Annotated in this window: 17 protein-coding genes and 1 other RNA gene; 8 read left to right on the forward strand and 10 right to left on the reverse strand. The window is 29.7% G+C overall.

Features of this window, described 5'->3' with window-relative positions; genetic code table 11:
- Nucleotides 1–43: 43 nt before the first annotated feature.
- Genes BXY80_RS08360 through BXY80_RS08380 form a run of 5 tightly spaced genes read right to left on the reverse strand, consistent with a single transcriptional unit; the run spans nucleotide 44 to nucleotide 4,133 of the window.
- Complete coding sequence (locus tag BXY80_RS08360) at nucleotides 44–664, reverse strand: CatA-like O-acetyltransferase (RefSeq protein WP_120200922.1); 621 nt, start codon at nucleotides 662–664, stop codon at nucleotides 44–46.
- Complete coding sequence (locus BXY80_RS08365) at nucleotides 664–1,365, reverse strand: HAD family hydrolase (RefSeq protein WP_120200924.1); 702 nt, start codon at nucleotides 1,363–1,365, stop codon at nucleotides 664–666. Before BXY80_RS08365 ends, BXY80_RS08360 begins: the two co-directional genes overlap by 1 nt.
- A complete protein-coding gene (kdsB, locus tag BXY80_RS08370) occupies nucleotides 1,356–2,084 on the reverse strand; it encodes a 3-deoxy-manno-octulosonate cytidylyltransferase (RefSeq protein ID WP_120200926.1) in 729 nt (242 codons plus the stop codon). The genes BXY80_RS08365 and kdsB overlap by 10 nt, the downstream gene beginning before the upstream one ends.
- A gap of 45 nt (nucleotides 2,085–2,129) precedes the next feature.
- Nucleotides 2,130–2,696 carry a DUF4126 domain-containing protein gene (locus tag BXY80_RS08375; protein ID WP_120200928.1) on the reverse strand — a complete coding sequence of 189 codons (567 nt, stop codon included), beginning with the start codon at nucleotides 2,694–2,696 and terminating at the stop codon, nucleotides 2,130–2,132.
- A gap of 12 nt (nucleotides 2,697–2,708) precedes the next feature.
- A complete protein-coding gene (locus tag BXY80_RS08380) occupies nucleotides 2,709–4,133 on the reverse strand; it encodes an ATP-dependent DNA helicase (protein WP_120200930.1) in 1,425 nt (474 codons plus the stop codon).
- A gap of 200 nt (nucleotides 4,134–4,333) precedes the next feature.
- Between BXY80_RS08380 and BXY80_RS08385 the strand changes: the two genes are divergently transcribed.
- From BXY80_RS08385 to BXY80_RS08400, 4 genes are all read left to right on the forward strand, one after another.
- On the forward strand, nucleotides 4,334–5,059 hold the full coding sequence (locus tag BXY80_RS08385) for a hypothetical protein (RefSeq protein ID WP_120200932.1): 726 nt from the start codon (nucleotides 4,334–4,336) through the stop codon (nucleotides 5,057–5,059).
- Between the two features lies 1 nt (nucleotide 5,060).
- Entirely contained in the window at nucleotides 5,061–5,870 is an 810-nt protein-coding gene (locus tag BXY80_RS08390) for a DUF3822 family protein (RefSeq protein ID WP_245977221.1), read from the forward strand.
- Nucleotides 5,870–6,409 carry an RsmD family RNA methyltransferase gene (locus BXY80_RS08395; protein ID WP_120200936.1) on the forward strand — a complete coding sequence of 180 codons (540 nt, stop codon included), beginning with the start codon at nucleotides 5,870–5,872 and terminating at the stop codon, nucleotides 6,407–6,409. Before BXY80_RS08390 ends, BXY80_RS08395 begins: the two co-directional genes overlap by 1 nt.
- Before the next feature lie 180 nt (nucleotides 6,410–6,589).
- Nucleotides 6,590–7,357, forward strand: a complete 768-nt coding sequence (locus BXY80_RS08400) for a hypothetical protein (RefSeq protein WP_120200938.1) — start codon at nucleotides 6,590–6,592, stop codon at nucleotides 7,355–7,357.
- A gap of 62 nt (nucleotides 7,358–7,419) precedes the next feature.
- On the opposite strand, the gene rnpB is transcribed toward BXY80_RS08400, so the two are convergent.
- Nucleotides 7,420–7,737, reverse strand: an RNA gene (gene rnpB, locus BXY80_RS08405) — RNase P RNA component class A.
- Nucleotides 7,738–7,839: 102 nt separating this feature from the next.
- Between rnpB and dnaX the strand changes: the two genes are divergently transcribed.
- From dnaX to miaE, 3 genes are read left to right on the forward strand one after another with little or no spacing between them, the layout of a single operon-like run.
- Complete coding sequence (dnaX, locus tag BXY80_RS08410) at nucleotides 7,840–9,561, forward strand: DNA polymerase III subunit gamma/tau (RefSeq protein WP_120200939.1); 1,722 nt, start codon at nucleotides 7,840–7,842, stop codon at nucleotides 9,559–9,561.
- A gap of 11 nt (nucleotides 9,562–9,572) precedes the next feature.
- A complete protein-coding gene (locus tag BXY80_RS08415) occupies nucleotides 9,573–10,148 on the forward strand; it encodes a hypothetical protein (RefSeq protein ID WP_120200941.1) in 576 nt (191 codons plus the stop codon).
- Nucleotide 10,149: 1 nt separating this feature from the next.
- Entirely contained in the window at nucleotides 10,150–10,731 is a 582-nt protein-coding gene (miaE, locus tag BXY80_RS08420) for a tRNA-(ms[2]io[6]A)-hydroxylase (protein ID WP_120200944.1), read from the forward strand.
- A 56-nt stretch (nucleotides 10,732–10,787) separates the two neighbouring features.
- Here miaE and BXY80_RS08425 read toward each other — a convergent pair whose 3' ends face one another.
- The 4 genes from BXY80_RS08425 to BXY80_RS08440 all read right to left on the reverse strand — a co-directional run bounded on the left by BXY80_RS08425 (nucleotide 10,788) and on the right by BXY80_RS08440 (nucleotide 14,866).
- Nucleotides 10,788–11,321 (reverse strand): porin family protein, encoded by a 534-nt coding sequence (locus tag BXY80_RS08425; RefSeq protein WP_120200946.1) that lies wholly within the window; start codon nucleotides 11,319–11,321, stop codon nucleotides 10,788–10,790.
- A gap of 95 nt (nucleotides 11,322–11,416) precedes the next feature.
- On the reverse strand, nucleotides 11,417–12,325 hold the full coding sequence (locus BXY80_RS08430; protein WP_120200948.1) for a Ppx/GppA phosphatase family protein: 909 nt from the start codon (nucleotides 12,323–12,325) through the stop codon (nucleotides 11,417–11,419).
- Between the two features lies 1 nt (nucleotide 12,326).
- A complete protein-coding gene (gene ppk1, locus BXY80_RS08435) occupies nucleotides 12,327–14,381 on the reverse strand; it encodes a polyphosphate kinase 1 (RefSeq protein ID WP_120200950.1) in 2,055 nt (684 codons plus the stop codon).
- On the reverse strand, nucleotides 14,381–14,866 hold the full coding sequence (locus tag BXY80_RS08440; protein ID WP_120200952.1) for a SixA phosphatase family protein: 486 nt from the start codon (nucleotides 14,864–14,866) through the stop codon (nucleotides 14,381–14,383). Before BXY80_RS08440 ends, ppk1 begins: the two co-directional genes overlap by 1 nt.
- A gap of 384 nt (nucleotides 14,867–15,250) precedes the next feature.
- On the opposite strand from BXY80_RS08440, the gene BXY80_RS08445 reads away from it, so the two are divergent.
- Nucleotides 15,251–15,751 (forward strand): hypothetical protein, encoded by a 501-nt coding sequence (locus BXY80_RS08445; protein ID WP_120200954.1) that lies wholly within the window; start codon nucleotides 15,251–15,253, stop codon nucleotides 15,749–15,751.
- The last annotated feature ends 18 nt before the right edge of the window (nucleotides 15,752–15,769 follow it).

The raw sequence follows: 15,769 nt of genomic DNA on the forward strand, positions 1-15,769 counted from the left end.
TTTATATTCTTTAACAAAAATAAAAACATAGTTGGTTATATCTTTATTTATTTAAATTTTGTTGAAATTTTTCTGCAAATAAGCTAACATGATAACCGTCTACTAGTGCATGATTAACATTAATTGCAACATTCATTTTTAATTTATTATGTGTTTCTTTTTTCACTTTACTAAATGCAAGTTTGGGCACTGAATCTAAAATTCTAGAAACTGGTTCTTTATGCCCTGAAAACTCCAACCATGGCATTGCAGAGCAATGAATACAATCTAAACTGTTGTTTGGCGGATATAAATTAGTTGAAGTATTGATTCTTAGTTTCTCTCCTTCAAAATTATTTATAAACGTATTTAAATTATAATCAAATTCTACAAAAGAAAAACCAAATGTATGGTTATCTCTCATTATTGTTGGTGAGGCATGAATAACATCATACTTAACTACTTGGCTATTTACTATTCTTAATTTTAATTCATCTACATCATTTATAGCCTTCATGCAATCATGCAAATATTTTGCAAAAAAACTAACCTTATTAGTCTTTGCAAACTGATAAGCTTTGCTTACATCAAAAGGAATAGTAAGACCAAAATATGGATCGGCTAACGAACTAAAGTGTTCGTAATGCTCTTTTCTATTCCATGTTTCAATGTTTATCACTTCCATTATTTTAAAATCTCCTTTAAGTCCAACAAACTATTAATTGTTTTGTAAGCGTTATTCTCTTTTTCTTTACTTACTTGCTCATGAGCCCAAGTAGTATGAAAAGGAATATGTATTGCTTTAGCACCTATATTTACCAATGGTAAAACATCAGATTTTAAAGAATTACCAATCATTAGAAATTCTGACGGATTGATATCTAAATGCTTTAAAAGTTTTAAATAATTTGCCTCTTGCTTATCGCTTAAAACTTCTATATGATGAAAATAATTAGTCAATCCTGATTTTTCTAATTTTCGCTCTTGATCAAGTAAATCGCCTTTAGTAACTAATATTAAACGATAATCACCAAACAACGTTTTTAAGGTGTCTTCAACTCCTGCTAATAATTCTACAGGTTTGTTAAGCATGTCTTTTCCTATATCTAGAATCCTATTTATTGATGAATTATCTATAGTATTATTAGACAACTCAATAGCCATTTCTACCATAGATAGCACAAAACCTTTAACGCCATAACCATAAAGCGGAAGGTTTTTCATTTCTGTTTTAAATAGCTCTTGATCAATTTTATTTACGGTTTCATACTTAGATAAAAGTTTTGCAAACTCTAACTCAGCTTCACGAAAATAAGTTTCGTTTACCCAAAGTGTATCATCTGCATCAAAGCCTATAACCTTTATGTTACTATACTCTATTTCCATAAACGTTTTGCGCGTTCTAAATCTTCTGGTGTATCAATCTCAACACCTTCAACTGTTGTTTCTACCATTTTTATACGCTTACCATATTCTAGGTAACGTATGCACTCTATTTTTTCAGAAGCTTCAATAAATTGCATTGGTAGTTTATAAAAATCTATAAGCGCTTGTTTTCTAAATGCATAAATTCCTTTATGCTTAAAATAACGCGCACCAGCTTCTTTATCTCTTGGGAACGGAATTGGGCTTCTAGAAAAATACAAAGCGAAATTATTTTGATCTACAATTACCTTTACCGTGTTTGGATTACTAATTTCATCCCAATCATGAATTTCAACCATTAATGACGCTAAATCTATTTCTTTTTTAGAGTCATCTTTAAATACTTCTAATACTTTAGCTAAACTTTCATGCTCAGTAAAAGGCTCATCACCTTGTACATTTACTACAATATCTACATCTAAACCTTCAACGGCTTCTGCAATACGGTCACTACCAGATTCATGTTCTTTTTTACTCATAATGGCTTTGCCTCCATTAGAAACAATTTCATTAAAAATAATGTCACTATCCGTAACCACATAAACATCATCAAATAAATTTGTTGCAACTGTAGCTTCGTAAGTTCTTAAAATAACTGTTTTTCCTGCTAAATCTTGCATGAGTTTCGCCGGAAAGCGAGATGCACTATAACGTGCTGGAATCATTGAGATTATTTTCATTTAGCGATTAGAATTTCTATTCAAAAATAAAACTTTTGAAGGGATTTAAGGTTGACTAGGTTTAAACTTTTTATAAAGACGAAAAATAATCCAAAAAATTATTACTACCAATATAATTGCTATAAAAGGAAATACAATAGAAATAATTGACATGACTATTGAGGTTCCTGTTTCTACAGTAGAAACTACTGGATTAGCAACACCACCTGTTGTCGTTGTAGAAGCTAAACGTGTAGCTCCAGAACTTCCTGCAACTGCTGCTGCTGTTCCGCCTCCAGCTATTATTGCTAATGCCCAAGTGATTGCTGGACTTAAATCTGCAACAGTTGAAACCATAACTGCTGTTCCTGCAATTGCTGCTAAAGGAATAGCGATTGAATCTAACAAGTTATCTACATAAGGAATAAAATAAGCAAAAATCTCTATTACGGTAGCAACTCCCAAAATAACTACCGCAGTTAAACTACCAACCCATTGCCAAGACTCATTTAGTTCCCATACATTAAAATAAGCTGCTAAACTTAAGGCGAATAAAGGCACAAATACTCTAAAGCCAACAGATGCCGATAAACCAATGCCTAAAAAAATACTTATGAGTGTTTCTGCTGTCATTTTTATTTAAATTTAATCTTCAAAAAAATCATCTTTAAAGCCAATAAGATACAATTTTTCTTTAGCTCTGGTAACCGCAGTATATAGCCAACGCAAATAATCTTTATCTATTCCGTTTGGCAAATATGGTTGTTCTACAAAAATAGTATTCCATTGTCCTCCTTGCGATTTATGGCAGGTAATTGCATAAGAGAATTTTACTTGTAAGGCATTAAAATGCTTATTGCCTTTAATCTTTAAAAATTTTCTATAATTAGAAGCTTCGTTTTCATAATCCTTTTGAACCTCTTGATATAACCTATTGGAATCTTCGTAAGTTAATGATGGTGATTCTGCTTCAATAGTGTCTAAAAGTAAAACGGTTTCAAAAGGTCTCATTTTTGGATAATCAACCATTTTTACTTTCACTTCGGCAAAACGAAAACCATATAACTCTTGAATGCTAAATATTTCTAGCACTTGAATAATATCACCATTTGCTATAAAACCAGCTTCTGTTGTTGGCTTAACCCAGAAGTAATTATTTTTTACTACCATTAAAAAATCACCAACTGTTAACTCATTTTCATTAAATAGTATTCGATTTCGTATTTGTTTATTATATTGGTTTGCTCGTTTATTACTCCTAACTATTATTGCAGTTTCCTCATGACCATTTTCTGAGTAAGCATCATTAATGGCATCCATTATTTCATGACCATCAATTAACCTAACAATATCTTTAAATTCGTTTAAATTAAATTTAAAAGACTTGTAAAATTCATTTTCAAGCACTTCTCTAAGTTGTGTTGCATTTTCTAAAATTCCCGAGCCCTGACCTTGTCTTACAACTTCATCTAGTTCCATAGTGATTACCTTTTTATTGTAATTTAAATCTAAACGCTGCGCATCTAAAGCTGGACTTAAATCAGATTTTACTGGAGGTAACTGCGCTTTATCTCCTATTAAAAGTAATTTGCATTTATGACCAGAGTACACGTACTGCATTAAATCGTCTAGAAGCGAACCATTTTCAAATAATTTTGAATCTGCTGGAGTGTCAGGTATCATTGAAGCTTCATCTACAATAAATATTGTGTTCCGATGTTTGTTTGGCTGTAAAATAAATTTAACGCCACCACCTTTATCTTTTTTTGGGAAATATATTTTTTTATGAATTGTATACGCTTCTTTACCAGAGTAATTTGATATCACTTTTGCAGCACGACCTGTAGGTGCCATTAATACAGCACTTTTTTTTACTTCCCATAAATTAGAAACTAAAGTGCCAATAATACTAGTTTTACCAGTACCTGCATAGCCTTTTAGTAAATACAAGCTGTTTGGTGTTAAATCGAAAATAAACTCTGAGAGCTGATCTAAAACAATGGTTTGCTTAGATGTTGGTTTAAATGGAAATTTTTGAACTAATAACTTATAAAATTCTGATGAATTCATGTAACGTTAAAATAACTTTTAATGGCAATATAAGGTTAAAAAGGTATTGCGTAAAACGATTATAATATTAAATTTATAATAGTAAACAATGTGAAACAATTTTTATATCTTTCCTTTTTTAATAGATTTTTTGTTTGCATTGGTTTTTGTGAATAAAAAAAAATTGTAGATTTGCGTAACACCTAAAAAAATAACTAACTATGTTAACAATAATTATTGCCATTGTAATTGTAATTTTACTTACCATTGGCCTCGTTTGGTTGATTGATAAATTTATACCAAAGAAAATGAAACCTGTAGTAAACATTTTACTTTGGGCTCTCATTGCATTTTTGGCCTATAATACATTTATGTCTGTTTATGGTGAAATCAAGTTTAATCAACTAAAAAACAAGCGTTATGCAGTTGTAATTGAAAGTTTAAAAGATATTAGAGATGCACAATTAGCGCATAGAACTGTAACAGGTAAGTTTAATGGTAATTTTGATAACTTAGTTAAGTTTATAGATACAGCTCAGTATACAATTACACAACGTAGAGATTCTACTGTAAAAGATATTGAAAGAACCAGAGCTATTGGTGTTGACATGTTTAAAGATATTGTTGTTATTGACACGCTTGGATTTGTTTCTGTAAAAGATTCGCTTTTTAAATCTGATGATAGATACAAAACAATGATGAATGTTCCTGTTGGAAAACCTGGAGCTAAATTTGAACTTAAAGCAGGAATGCTAGAAAACATCCCTGTTTTTGAAGCTTTAGTGCAAAAAGCCATTATTTTAGATGGTGAAGATAAAAACTTGATTTCTAAAGAAAATGAAGTTGTTTCTGTTGATGGTGTAAATGGTCCTACTTTAAAAGTAGGCTCTATGGAAGAAGTAAATACAAATGGTAACTGGCCAAAAAATTACTCAAACGAAAATTAGTTTGAATACAAATAGTATTAAAGCATTGTCCATTCAAATTAATTTGAGTGGACTTTCTTTTTGTGTTCTAAACAGAACTACAAATACTATTGAGCATTTAAAAACTGAGAACTTTGATAAAAAACTGACGCCTTTTGAAATTCTTGAACGATTAAAAACTGTTTTAGATACTAACTCAATTTTTTCTGAATCCTTTGAAACTGTTTTAATCATCTATAAAAATGAACTATCTAGCTTAGTTCCTAAGGCACTATTCTCAGAAAATAATTTAGCAGATTATTTAAAGTTTAACACCAAAATTTTAAAGACAGATTATATAACCTATGACGAGCTACCAATAAATAAAAGCGTAAACGTTTATGTGCCTTTGGTAAACATCAATAATTATATTTTCGAATCTTATGGTGCTTTTGATTATAAACACGCATCAACCTTGTTTATAGACACTTTATTACAAAAGAAAACTTACCTAAAAAAGGATGCCATTTATATTAATGCAGATGCGTATAGTATAGAAATTGTCGTTCTTAAAAATTCTAAAATTCAGCTATATAATACTTTTGAATATGGCACAAAAGAAGATTTTATCTATTACATTTTGTTTGTTATAGAGCAATTAAAATTAAACCCAGAAGAAATTAATGCTGTATTATCTGGACAAATAGCTAAAGATGACGAGCTTTACAATATAGTCTACAAATATATAAGGCATGTAGCATTTGTAAATCCTGAATACACATACAATTATAACGAATCTATGCAACCAGATTTTACTCACAATTACTTTATTTTATTAAACAGTTTTAACTAATGAGAATAATTTCTGGAGAATTTAAAGGTCGTAGAATTACCGCGCCAAAAAAACTACCTGTGCGCCCAACAACAGATATGGCAAAAGAATCGTTGTTTAATATTTTAAACAATTCATTCTATTTTGATGAAATTTCAGTACTAGATTTATTTTCAGGAACAGGAAACATAAGTTACGAATTTGCATCAAGAGGTACACAACATATTTTAGCCGTAGATGCAAACTTTGGTTGCATAAAATTTATTAATGAAACTGCTGAAAGTTTTAAAATGCCAATTAAAACTATAAAAAGTGATGTTTTCAAGTTTTTAGAAAACACCAAACAGCAACATACAATTATATTTGCAGATCCACCATATAATTTCGACATAGAAGCGTTCTCTAAAATCCCAGAATTAGTATTTACTAATAGCTTACTTGAAACTAACGGCTTACTTATAATCGAGCATTCTAAACATACAGATTTATCTAACCTAGAGAATTATAGTAATTCAAAAAGTTATGGCGGTAATATGTTTAGTTTTTTTGAGTTACAATAAGTAGTCGCTTTCTTATCTCATTTTTTTTCAGTACTTTAGCATAGCTTACAAAAAAGCAATTCCTCATTTTACTTACAACTTACGTTATCGTGTCCTCATAATTTATTACTGCTTTTGGTATGGTTAATTGATTTATAAATTTTAGCTATTAATTAATATTTTAACCAAAAACCAACCATTATGAAATTTTTAAAGAAAGGGTTACTAACACTTGTATTATCATTTTTTGTTATTAACTCAATCCAAGCCCAAGATGATAACCCTACGACTATGTTTAACGTACATGTAGACAATGTAAAGTTTGCTATGGTTCCGCAATATGAAGCTGCAGCAAAAGAACTAAAAGAAAACTTTGTTAAGCATAACATACAAGACGTTAACTGGACAGCTATTAGTCTGGCTGACGGACGCTATGTTTATGTATCACCACTAAAAAATATGGCAGAATTAGACAATCCTGGATTTGCTCAAATATTTGAAAAAATGGGTAAAGATGAAGCAGGTGCTTTGTTTGACAAAATGGATGAATGCTATGACTCACATGGCAATACTATTTCTCATTATGTACCTGAATTATCTTATCATCCAGAAGGCTATTCTACTGAAGACAAGAACTTTCGTGAATACCATTTCTTATATTATGCGCCAAGAGACGCTAAAGCTATGAATGAAGCTATGAAAGCTGTAAAAGACATGTTTGCTGCAAAAGGTGTAAAAAATGGCTATGATGTAATACACAGTGGTTTTGGTGATGATGAGAGTTATTATATGGTAGCTATTTCGGGCAAAGACGATTTAGCAATAGCTCAAGGTGGAAAAGACAATGATGAATTACTTGGAGATGCTAAAGGTCCTACTTTCTTTAATGTTATTAAATTAACTACAAAGTATGATATGGTAGAAGGTAGAGTAAGACCAGACCTTAGTTATTATCCAAAAAAAGAATAAACTACGTTTTCATTTTTTTATAAAACAGAAATCCCTTCTTAAGTTTAAGAAGGGATACTTTATAAGTAAGCAAATCTATAAGCCGAATTCTGTACTTTTATTTCAACAATAAAAGCCCTTATCATTTATCTACGTTTACTATTACTAGCAAACTTTAGCTGTCTACCCTCTAACATCGAGCGTGCAGCTCTCAAATGTTAGTTTACATGACATTGCACCACATAGAGTTTACCTGGTTTCACTACAGCATGACCTGTACATTCTTTCTGTTGCACTTTTCCTAGCCTTACGGCTGATGGCTGTTAGCCACTATGTTTGCACTATGGTGTTCGGACTTTCCTACCCTAAATACATTTAGAATCGATAAGGCGATTTACTTGAACGCAAAAATACAATTAATTGTTAATAACTCGTTTTAAAATAAACAGTCATAATTCTTAATTTTAAGTTGAATTTTTAACTTTGTTCTTCTAAGTTTTTTTATGGAACATTTTGTAGTATCGGCTCGTAAATATAGACCACAAACATTTAAAGATGTTGTTGGTCAGCAAGCTATTACAAATACTTTATTAAATGCCATTGAAAACAATCACTTAGCGCAAGCCTTACTATTTACTGGTCCAAGAGGTGTTGGTAAAACAACCTGTGCTCGTATTTTGGCAAAAATGATTAACAGTGATGGAAATGAAACTGAAGATGAAGATTTTGCCTTTAATATTTTTGAACTCGATGCTGCTTCAAACAATTCTGTTGATGATATAAGAAGTTTAACAGATCAAGTACGTATTCCGCCTCAAGTTGGTAAATACAAAGTTTATATTATTGATGAGGTGCATATGCTATCTCAATCAGCTTTTAATGCCTTTTTAAAAACATTAGAAGAACCACCTAAGCACTGTATCTTTATTTTAGCAACTACTGAAAAACATAAAATTATACCAACTATTTTATCACGTTGTCAAATTTTTGATTTTAAACGTATCACTGTTAAAGATGCTAAAGAGTACCTTAAATATATTGCTCAAGAGCAAGACATTGTTGCAGAAGATGATGCTTTGCATATTATAGCTCAAAAAGCAGATGGTGCAATGCGTGATGCGCTATCAATTTTTGATCGTGTTGTTAGTTTTTCTGGTAAAAACCTTACACGACAAGCTGTTACAGAAAATTTAAATGTACTTGATTACGAAACTTATTTTACGAGTACTAACCTTATTTTAGATAACAAGATTCCTGAATTACTTATTCAGTTTAATACCATTCTTGCAAAAGGTTTTGATGGTCATCATTATATTGCTGGTTTAGCGTCACACTTTAGAGATTTACTAGTTTGCAAAAGCCCACAAACAATTGAACTTTTAGAAGTAGGCGAAGACACCAAAGCAAAATACCTTGAACAATCTCAAAAGGCTTCTCAAGAGTTCTTGTTAAAAGGCATACAGTTAGCCAATGATTGTGATCTCAAATATAAAACTAGTAAAAATCAACGCTTATTAGTTGAGTTATGCATTATGCAACTTGCCTCTATCACTTTTGATGGAGAAAAAAAAAATAGCAAACGTTTCATAATTCCGCCTTCATACTTTAAAGCTAAAGGCATCACTCCTATTCCAGTTAAAATTCCGCAACAACAAAAGGAAACTATAAAAACTGAAGCTTCAACCTTACAAGAGCATAATAATACACAAGAAGAAGAGGTTGCCATTGAGGTTAAACAGCCAAAAATCTCACTTAAAAAAGATAGTACACAAACATCTGGATTGTCTCTTAAAAGCATAAAAGCAAAAAAGGAACATCTTATAAAACAAATGGAAGTTGTAATTGACCCTCAAGATCTTCCAAAAGATGAATTTACCTTTGAACAATTTAAAAAGGCTTGGAAAGACTATATAGAATCTTTAAATAAAAAAGGTGAAAAGATTATGTCTTCTATTTTAGAAATGGATACTCCTAAACTTAAAGATACCTTAATACAACTTCAGTTCCCTAATGAATCTATAAAAATTGAATTAGAACGTGCTCAATTCCCTTTAATGGAATTTTTAAGAAAACGGTTAAACAATTATAACTTAAAACTTGAGATTATTGTAAATGAAGAAGCCTCAAAAAAATATGTATTTACTGCTCAAGACAAATATGAAAAATTAAAAGAGAAAAACCCAAACATAGAACTTCTAAAAAAGACATTTGGTTTAGATATATAATTCTATAAACTATGAAGCAATACTTAATTTTATTTGTGGTTTTAATTACTATTCTAGTAAATTGCGATAGGAGAAAAAATGCAAAAGAGTCATTGCAAGAATCTGTTGAAATGTTTACAAAAAACAACACTGTAGAACAAATAACTTATTTCCCAGAAGCCTATTCAGAAATTGTAACAGATTCCATTTTAAGTAATGGTAATCAAATAAAGATTAAACATTTTACAGACTTAGAGACTAATATTTTAAACGATTTTAAAGTTGATACTATTCATTATAAGCATTATTATAGGGATTTTAAAGCAGAACTTAGTATTAGCAATAAAGTAAATCAGATATTAAATACCACAATTGATAAAGCCTTATTTATAAAGAATGATAGTAAAAACACAGATTTTTTAAATGACGCTATAATGACAAAGGTTTGGTTAAATGATAATCAACCAGCAATACAAAATGATATTATAGTTAATGTTTTGTTTTGTAAACCAGAAACTGACCATTGCCTTTTTTATGAAATCTATGTTGATAATGTTGGTAAATATTCTGTAAAATTAACAGACAACGTTTATTATAAAGAAAGTTAATATGTTAGGTTTAAAACTTCCTACAGACCCGCGTTGGGTAAATATTGTTGAAAAGAATATAGAGGATATTCTTACTGATCACGCCTATTGCGAACAAAAAGCTGCAAGTACAGCTATATCTTTAATTGTTAGTTTTCCTGAGTATACAGATTTAGTGCAAGAAATGATTGCTTTGGTAAAAGAAGAAATAAGTCATTTTAAATTGGTACATGACAGAATTATAGCCAATGGCTGGGTTCTTGGTCGCGATCGCAAAGATGATTATGTTATACAGTTACTAAAGTTTTTTCCTAAAGGCGGAAGTAGAACCACACAATTAGTACATCGCTTATTGTATGCTGCATTAATTGAAGCGAGAAGCTGCGAGCGTTTTAGATTGCTATCTGAAGAATTAAAAGATAAAGAACTTGCTGAGTTTTATAGAAATCTTATGGTAAGTGAAGCCAATCATTATACTATGTTTTTAGGGTTTGCAAGACAATATGGCGACCGTAAAGAAGTTGATAAGAAATGGCAACAACTACTTGATTATGAGGCAGAAATCATGAAAAATTTAAGCAAAAAAGAAACAATTCACGGATAAACAAAAAAGCTTCAGAGAAATCTGAAGCTTTTTTGTTTATCTAAATAGTTTTTTTATTAAATCTTAATACCAAAACCTATTTGAATGTTAGTGTTTTTTGCTTCAAGTCCGGCTGCATTACCATCTAATATATTGCTCAGTCCATAAGTATATCTTGCATCGATAAACAATTCGTCATTAAGCATATATTCAACACCTCCAACTACAGAAAATGTAAGGTTCTTTATGCCGTCTTCATGAAACCATGATTTTAAACTTAATTGTGGACCAGCTCCAATTAAAAAACTATCGCCAATTTTAACTCTAACTAATACAGGAACTTGAACAAAATTTGCACGAAGTGACTCATCTTTTCCACCACCTTCAGCAGAATATTGTAATTCTGTTAGAATAGAAAATTTTTCACCTAAACCAAAATCTACAAAACCACCAAATGCAAAACTGTTTCTGTGTTTGTTTTCAAAAGTTGCATCTGGGTCGAAATCTAAATTTGAAATATTAAAACCTCCTCTTACACCATACTTTACATCTTGAGAAAAGCTTAAGGTCGTGAATAAAACTAAAACTAAAGCAGTTATTATTGTCTTCATAATTAAATTGATTTGAGAATTCGAATATAAAATGAAAATATAAAAAGGCACTAATTATTAGACATCTAACAATAAAACTAAGATAAACGACTTATTTAGTCTACAATAACACTAGAAACTGTTTTATAATACATGCTTTTAATTATGCCATCTGAGAGGCCAATTTTTGGTACATAAATATCTTTTGCACCACTCCATTTCATTGCAGAAAGATAGATTTTAGTGGCAGGAATAATTACATCTGCTCTATCTTGGTTAAGGTTTAATTCGGTAATACGTTCTTCATACGAATAACTTTGAAGCTTATTATAATATGATGTTAAGTAAAAATAAGTTAGTGGTTTTCCAATTTGTTTTCCAGATATCTTAAATATTTTATTTATGTTTCCTCCAGAACCTATAAGGTCAATCTTATCATAGTGTTTAACTTGAGTTTTAATCCATAACTCTAATTCTCTCCAAACTGCGTTTGTAACAATATCATTTAACAATCGTACTGTACCAATTTTAAAAGATTTTGATACTATTTTTTTTCCTAAATGAATTACAGAAAACTCAGTACTACCACCACCTACATCTACATACAAATATGTTTTACTATCATCAATAAAAGCATGCAAATCTGTTGCAGCTATTATAGTTGCTTCTTCTTCGCCATCAATAATATCGATATCTATTTTTGCTTTTTCTGCTATTAGATTGGCAATTTTATTACCGTTTTCTGCTTCACGCATTGCAGAAGTTGCACACGCTTTATACATAACAACTTTATGAGATTTCATAAGTAAATTAAAGGCTGTCATGGTATCTATCATTCGTTTTTCGTTAGCTTTAGATATTTTTTTCTTTATAAATACATCTGCTCCTAAACGAATTGGTACACGTACTAAAGAACTCTTTTTAAATTGTGCAGGTTTACCTTCTTGCTCTATAATATTTGAAATTAATAATCTCACTGCATTTGAACCAATATCAATAGCCGCATATTTTTTTATTGATAGCATACTAATTATTAAGTTGATTTAGGTAATAATTATATGTTTCAAACTGTGCTCTAAACTTTGGCGAGTCATTTTTTCTGTACTGATTATCTTGAGTTTGGTTTAAAATACGTGCTTTAACATTGTCTTTCCAACATATATCAAAGATGCTTAATAGCTCTTGTTTAATATCGTCTTGATAAATAGGGCTACTTACCTCTACTCTATTTTCTATATTTCTAGTCATCCAATCTGCAGATGATATATAAACTTTTTCATTATTATTATTACAGAAAATATATAGTCTTGTATGTTCTAAAAATTTATCTATAATACTAATAATCTCTATATTTTCACTCATACCTTTAACGCCTGGAACAAGACAACAGATACCTCTAACTATCATTTTTATTTTTACACCTGCTCGACTAGCTTCATATAATTTATCTATCATTTTATAGCTAGAAATGCTGTTTAGCTTTAATTTTATATAAGCAGGTCTACCATGTTTAACATTTTCAATTTCTTTATCAATTAGCGCAAATAATTTTGATTTAGAATAATGTGGTGATGCTATTATATGTTTGTACCTATAAATTCTATAATTGGTTTCAAAAAAATTAAACACTTTGTTAATGTCTTTTAATATTTTTTGATTAGATGTAAATAATGTAAAATCTGTATAGATTTTAGCGGTAGATTCATTAAAATTACCAGTACTAATAAACCCATAGCGTTTAAACTTACTACCTTCTTCTCGTTCTATAACACACATTTTACTGTGCACTTTTAATCCAGGAACTCCAAAAAACAGGTTAACACCTTCACTTTGCATTTGCTCTGCATAATCAATATTAGCTTGCTCGTCAAATCTAGCTCGAAGCTCAATAGACACTGTAACTTTCTTTCCGTTTTTTGCAGCATTTATTAATGAACTAGCCACGTGAGAAATTTGAGCTAACCTATAGATTGTAATTTTTATGATTCTTACTTTTGGATCTAAAGCTGCCTCTCTCAAAAACTTCACGACATAAGAAAATGTTTGATAAGGTGTGTAAAGCAGATAATCTTTTTTAGAGATTGTATTAAATATACTATTTTCTAAACTTAAACCTTTTACAGGTAAAGGTTTAATTTTATCGTATAATAAGTCTGCTCTTCCTAAACTAGGAAACTTCATGTAATCACGTCTATTATGATATCTTCCTCCTGGTATAACACTATCTTTAGAATCTATACCCATTTTTGACATTAGGTATACTAATGTTTCCTCATCAATTGTTTTATCATAAACAAATCTTACAGGCTCACCCATCTGTCGACCTTTAACACTATCAGATATTTTTTCAATAAAGCTTTTACTCAAATCACTGTCAAAATCTAACTCACCATCTCTAGTGATTTTTATCATATGTGCAGAGATTGCTTTGTAATCAAAAATATTAAATATATCATCTAAACAATATCTAAGCAAATCATCTAAAAGTATTATAAAATTTTTATCTTCCTTTTGAGGCAATACAACAAAGCGATCTATAGATTTAGGAATTTCAATTAAAGCAAATTGCTTGTCACCATTATTTAAAATCATTTTTACTGCTAAATACGCAGCACTATCTTTTAAGGTTGGCAATTTAACAAGGTCATTGAGGATGATATTTACTAAAGCTGGGCTAACATGCTGAATAAAATAGTTTTTAATAAATGAATGTTGAGATGCATCAATATTAGATTCATTAATGATAAATATTTTCTCTTTTTTAAGTTTTTCTTGAATATTGCTTAAAATAATTAAGCTTTCACTCTGTTGTTTTATAACTATTTGTGTAATAACTTCTAAAAGCTCACTTGCTTTTATACCACCTAGTTCACTTTTACCTCCTTTACCTGCATGATCAATTCTTTTAACGGTAGCATATCTTACTTTAAAAAATTCGTCCAAATTATTAGAGAATATACCCAAAAAACGAAGCCTCTCTATTAATGGCACAGACTCATCCTCAGCTTCTTGAAGGACTCTTGCATTAAATTGTAGCCAGCTTAATTCTCTATTTATATAACTATTTTTTTGTTTTGTCATTATTTTAAATCTCTAGGGAAAATTGTTTTTAATGTTTTGCCATTTGATATTTTTGTCCATGAATCTACATCAAATATAATCTCTACTAAACCACTTGTTGGCAAATTTGCAATAAATATATCTCCAAATATATTAGAAATAGATGTGAATGCATGATTATGTCCAAAAATCATTATATGATTATATGTGTCATCACATTTTTTGATAAAATCTACAACATTTTGACCTCCAAAATCATATAATTTGTCATTAACATGAACTATTTTAGAATCAATATTAAGGTTTTTCATAAATATTTTACAAGTTGTTAATGCTCTATTTGCTGGACTCGAAAACACAATATTAGGTAAAGATTCTCTTACGTAAAATGCGTTAGAAACCAAGTTAGCATCTACAATACCGCGCTTTTTTAATGGCCTATCTATATCATTTACATCATATTTCCACGATGATTTTGCATGTCTTACCAAAGTTATTTTTTTCATATCATATCGATTAAATGCAAATTTTATCGATAAAATGTTGCATAATTCCGTTTTAACGATTATTTTCGTCCCTTTAACATTTAAATTTGTGAGTCGTTTAGCTTATAAGTTTTTTTGTCTAAGAATAAATTAATGTAAATGACCCCAAATCAAAAATATATTAATAAATCCATTTTACAAGTATTGATATCAATCAATACACTTCCCTCACATTTTATATTTTATAAGTTCAAACATTTAAACCTGTTTGAAATGTAGTACTATCTATAATTTTTGTTAGAAAAAACCTATCAATTGTTTGTGATATATAATATTATAGTTACATAAAGTTTAGTAATAAAATATAGTTAATCTATTTAGTAAATAATTTAAGTTGAAATGATTATGAAAGTAATATCTATTTTAATTACAATGAGTTTTGTTGCCATAATATCTTTTTCAGATAGCAAAGCAATAAGCTATAAAGATTGTAAAGCAGAGCTTTCTGTTGAAAAAAACAGGAGTTTTAAATCTGCTGACGAAGATGGTACGCAATTTAGTCTAGTGTTAACAAATATGTCTTTAGATTCTAAAACATTTTATTTGTCTGCCAAAAGTCTTTCAGAACCATGTGATAATAAAGCTAAATATAATAAAAGAGGTTCATCTACTAATGTAGATTTAAATGTCTCTTTAAATAGTGATAATGTTAATAAGTCTGCTATTAATAAAATAACATTAAGAAGTGGTCAAACATACAAATTCAAAGTAAATGTAAGTGTACCAAAAGGAACACCTTATAATACTTGGAGTTGTATAGAAATAGAAGCTAAATCCAAAGATTGTGAGTCTAAACCTGAAAAAACAATTTTAAGTGTTTTTGTACCAGACCCATCAGAAGGATAATATTTATATAAAAAACAA

Source organism: Ichthyenterobacterium magnum (assembly GCF_003610635.1).
Taxonomy (GTDB): Bacteria; Bacteroidota; Bacteroidia; order Flavobacteriales; family Flavobacteriaceae; genus Ichthyenterobacterium; species Ichthyenterobacterium magnum.